Source organism: Caulobacter sp. D5 (assembly GCF_003185805.1).
Lineage (GTDB): Bacteria > Pseudomonadota > Alphaproteobacteria > Caulobacterales > Caulobacteraceae > Caulobacter.
The window spans coordinates 1-3,663 of sequence record NZ_QHJY01000330.1 but is presented as its reverse complement, the minus strand read 5'-3'; the positions used below and the strand labels follow the sequence as shown (position 1 = coordinate 3,663).

Below are 3,663 nucleotides of genomic sequence, written 5' to 3'. Positions count from 1 at the left end.
CCTCTCTCTTTGAGAGAGGGAGGGGCCCGCGCCGAAGGCGTGGGAGGGTGAGAGGTTACAGCCTGCCAGAACGAAGCACGGAGAGGATCTCATCCGCCGTCCCGCCCGGGTCGGCGAGAACCTGCTCGTTGCGGATTCTCAGAACCAGATAGCCGAACAGCTCCAGCGTTTGCGTACGGCGCTCGTCGTGGTCCTCGCGCCCTTCATGCGAGGCGCCATCCAACTCCACGATCAGCTTGGCCGTTTCGCAGACGAAGTCGACGAAGTAGCGATCTATCGGCTCCTGCCGCAAGAACCTGAACCCGCCCAGGCGACGATTGCGGACGAGCGCCCACAGCGTCTTCTCGGCGAGGGTCTGGCCCCGACGCAGGCGGCGGGCGTTGGCGGTCGCGTTCATGGCGACAGCGTGAGTGCGCGCCTTTGGCCGGAGCAACGGAAGGAATCGAGGTTTTCCGGCCGAGGGTGAAACCTCTCACCCTCCCACCGCTTCGCGGCGGGCCCCTCCCTCTCTCCAAGAGAGAGGGATCAATACTACCGCCGCTCCAGCGCCAGCCGCAGCCCGAACGCGATGAACACCCCCCCGCTGATCCGGTCCAGCCACCGCACCACGGCGGCCTCGCGCAGCAGGCCGGCCAGCGGGGCGGTGGCGGCGATCAGCAGGCCGGCCCAGGCCAGGCCCAGCAGCACGTGGATCCCCGCCAGCAGCGTGCCGAACACGCCGGGGTTGGCGCCCGTCGGGATGAACTGGGGCAGGAACGAGATGTAGAACACCCCGACCTTGGGATTGAGCAGGTTGGTGAACAGGCCGCGCCGGAACGAGTCCGCGATCCCGCCGCCGGTCGGCGACACCGCGCCCGGCTCGAAGCGGTCGCGGGGCTTGATCAGCATCTTCACGCCCATCCACACCAGATAGGCCGCGCCCGCCCACTTCAGCGCCGTGTAGGCCAGCTCGGACGCGGTCAGCAGCGCCCCGGCCCCGAAGGCCGCGGCCATGCCCCAGATCAGGCAGCCCACGCCGATGCCCATGGCCGCCGCGGCCGCGCGGCGCGGGCCTTCGGTGGCGGCGCTGCGCAGCACCAGGGCGGTGTCGAGCCCGGGCGTGATGGTCAGCAGACTAGCGGCCAGGGTGAAGGCGACGAGGGCCTCAGGCGTGGTCATGGATGTGGTCCTCCCCCCGCTCGACCAGCTGGCCGTTCTCCCAGACGCGATAGAAGCACGAGCGGAAGCCGACGTGGCAGGCGCCGCCGTCGCCCTGCGGGCGCACCTTGATCACCACGGCGTCCTGGTCGCAGTCGACGCGGACCTCGCTGACGATCTGCAGCTGGCCGCTGGTCTCGCCCTTCTTCCAGAGGCCGTTGCGCGAGCGGCTGAAATAGTGGGCGACGCCCGTCTCCAGGGTCAGCTTCAGGGCCTCGTCGTTCATCCAGGCCAGCATCAGGATCTCGCCTGTGTCGGCGTGCTGGGCCACCGCCGCCACCAGGCCGTTGGCGTCGAAGCGCGGGGCCAGGGCCGGCCCCCGTTCCAGGGCTTGCTTGTCGGGGGCGGCGGGGAAGAAGGCGCTGGTCATCAAAGACATATGGCGCAACACCCCCGGTTTGGGCTAGCCTCCCGCATCCGGCGGGGGACGGGAAAAGACGGGACGATGGACCTCAAGTCCAGGATCAAGGGCGGCGTAGCGGCTTTGGACCGCTGGGCGCGGCCCTGGGCGGAGCGCTCGAAGGCCAACGCCAGGGCCTACGAATTCCTGTTGTTCGGCCTCAAGCAGGCCTGGGCGTGCCTGTTCGGCGGCCTGATGCTGGCCCTGCTGGTCGGCACCTTCCTGTTCTGGCCCAAGGACGCGGCGCTGGCGCGCTACGACTTCCTCGTCATCGCCTCTGTCGCCATCCAGGCGGCCCTGCTGCTGCTCAAGCTCGAGCGCTGGGACGAGGCGGCGGTGATCCTGATCTTCCACCTGGTCGGCACGGCCATGGAGATCTTCAAGACCGCCCACGGCTCCTGGGTCTACCCGGAAGACAGCGTGCTGCGGATCGGCGACGTGCCGCTGTTCACCGGCTTCATGTACGCCTGCGTCGGCAGCTACATCGCCCGCGCCTGGCGGCTCTTCGACTTCACCTTCGTGAAGTACCCGCCGTTCTGGAGCGCCCACATCCTGGCGGTGCTGGTCTATGTCAACTTCTTCACCCACCACTACGTGACCGACATCCGCCTGGGCCTCTTCGTGCTGTCGGCGGTGCTGTTCGGGCGCACCTGGATCGTCTACACGCCCGACCGCCAGGCGCGGCGCATGCCGCTGCTGCTGGGGCTGATGCTGGTGGCGCTGTTCATCTGGTTCGCCGAGAACCTGGGCGCCGTCGCCGGGGCCTGGATCTATCCCAGCCAGGCCGGCGGCTGGCATATGGTCGCCATCGAGAAGCTGGGGGCCTGGTACTTGCTGATGCTGATCAGCTTCGTCCTGGTCAGCCTCGTCCACCGCCCGCTCGACGCCTGCGTCGAGCGCCTGCGCGAAGGCATCCGCGCGGCGGCCTGAGGGGCGGTCCAAGGGGCGCGTCGGGCCGGATAAATCCCGCCGGGATCGCCCGCTTCGTGCTATGATGATCCATGCGCCGAAGAGCGCGCCAAGGGGTTCCGTTCGCGGCGACCTCGACCTGGTTCGGCGGCCCGCCGGTTTCATGCCGGCGTCGTTCGTGGGCCTTTTCGTTCAAGGCCGTTTTCGTTCATCGCCGCCGACGTCCGGCGCGCCGTCCTCTGGCCAGGACGTGCGTCGGCGCGCGCCTGGAGACCCTCGATGTCCCGCTCCCCGCCGATCACTTCGCCGCCGCTCGCTTCGCAGGCCGAAGGGCGTTCGCCGCGCCTGTCGCGGGATCTTCGCCTGCTGGCCCTGTCCGACGCCCTGCGCCGCTACGCGGCCCGTCTCCAGCCCGACCTCAACGCCGCCGGCCTGCTGGCGCATCGCGCCATCGCCGCCGCGTTCGCCAAGCCGGTCGCCGCCTCCGCCGCCGACGCCAAGGGCGCGATGGAAGCGGGGCTGCGCGCCCATGTCGACGGCAGCCTGGCCGACCAGGCCGCGAAGACGCCTCCTCCTGGCCGGCGCTCATGAGCGCCCGCAGCGTCAGTGGCAGCGCGCCGTTCGGGCGCCACGACTACGAGATCACCTACGGCTGGCGGGACGAGGCGCTCAGCGTCACCATCGGCGGCCAACTGGCCACCCCGCCGGTCATCGGCGACATCTACACCCTGGGCTCGCCCGACGGCGGCATCCAGGACTTCACGGTCATGCAGATGACGCGTGAGCGCGGACAGGGCTGGGTGGCGCGCTGCAGCGCCGCGGCTCGCCCGCCCCGCCTGGAGGGCTCCGATGACTGAGGAAACCGACCGCATCCAGCGCGAGAACGAGTATCTCAAGCGCCGCAACGCCCAGCTCCAGGCCGAGGTCGGCGACCTCACGGCCGAGGTGGTGCGGCTGCAGCAGCGCCTGGGGGCGTTCGCCGTCCGCGCCGCCGTCGCGCCCAACCCGCTGTCGGGCGGCCAATAGGGTGGCCCTCTCACCCGAGCAGGTGACGGCCCTGCGTAATCTCGCCCGCAAGAAGCAGGGCCACGAGGTCGACTGGATCAACATCGCCGACGCCCGCGGCCTCACCGAACTGGGCCTGGCCGCGCGCGGCC

At 70.0% G+C, this 3,663-nt stretch carries 7 protein-coding genes; 4 read left to right on the top strand and 3 right to left on the bottom strand.

The window, feature by feature from the left end:
* Positions 1–55: 55 nt before the first annotated feature.
* The 3 genes from DMC18_RS19805 to hisI all read right to left on the bottom strand — a co-directional run bounded on the left by DMC18_RS19805 (position 56) and on the right by hisI (position 1,567).
* Entirely contained in the window at positions 56–397 is a 342-nt protein-coding gene (locus DMC18_RS19805; protein ID WP_110121922.1) for an endonuclease domain-containing protein, read from the bottom strand.
* A 134-nt stretch (positions 398–531) separates the two neighbouring features.
* On the bottom strand, positions 532–1,158 hold the full coding sequence (locus tag DMC18_RS19800) for a LysE family translocator (protein WP_110121921.1): 627 nt from the start codon (positions 1,156–1,158) through the stop codon (positions 532–534).
* The gene (gene hisI / locus DMC18_RS19795) at positions 1,145–1,567 is read right to left on the bottom strand and encodes a phosphoribosyl-AMP cyclohydrolase (RefSeq protein ID WP_110121935.1); all 423 of its coding nucleotides are present in this window, start codon (positions 1,565–1,567) and stop codon (positions 1,145–1,147) included. The genes DMC18_RS19800 and hisI overlap by 14 nt, the downstream gene beginning before the upstream one ends.
* Positions 1,568–1,642: 75 nt before the next feature.
* On the opposite strand from hisI, the gene DMC18_RS19790 reads away from it, so the two are divergent.
* The 4 genes from DMC18_RS19790 (at position 1,643) to DMC18_RS26665 (ending at position 3,532) form a co-directional block, all read left to right on the top strand.
* On the top strand, positions 1,643–2,527 hold the full coding sequence (locus DMC18_RS19790) for a DUF817 domain-containing protein (RefSeq protein ID WP_110121920.1): 885 nt from the start codon (positions 1,643–1,645) through the stop codon (positions 2,525–2,527).
* 258 nt (positions 2,528–2,785) lie between these two features.
* Positions 2,786–3,097: a hypothetical protein gene (locus DMC18_RS19785; protein ID WP_110121919.1), complete on the top strand. Its 312-nt coding sequence runs from the start codon at positions 2,786–2,788 to the stop codon at positions 3,095–3,097.
* Entirely contained in the window at positions 3,094–3,363 is a 270-nt protein-coding gene (locus DMC18_RS19780) for a hypothetical protein (RefSeq protein ID WP_110121918.1), read from the top strand. The genes DMC18_RS19785 and DMC18_RS19780 overlap by 4 nt, the downstream gene beginning before the upstream one ends.
* A complete protein-coding gene (locus tag DMC18_RS26665; protein ID WP_199228617.1) occupies positions 3,356–3,532 on the top strand; it encodes a hypothetical protein in 177 nt (58 codons plus the stop codon). The genes DMC18_RS19780 and DMC18_RS26665 overlap by 8 nt, the downstream gene beginning before the upstream one ends.
* Positions 3,533–3,663 lie beyond the last annotated feature (131 nt).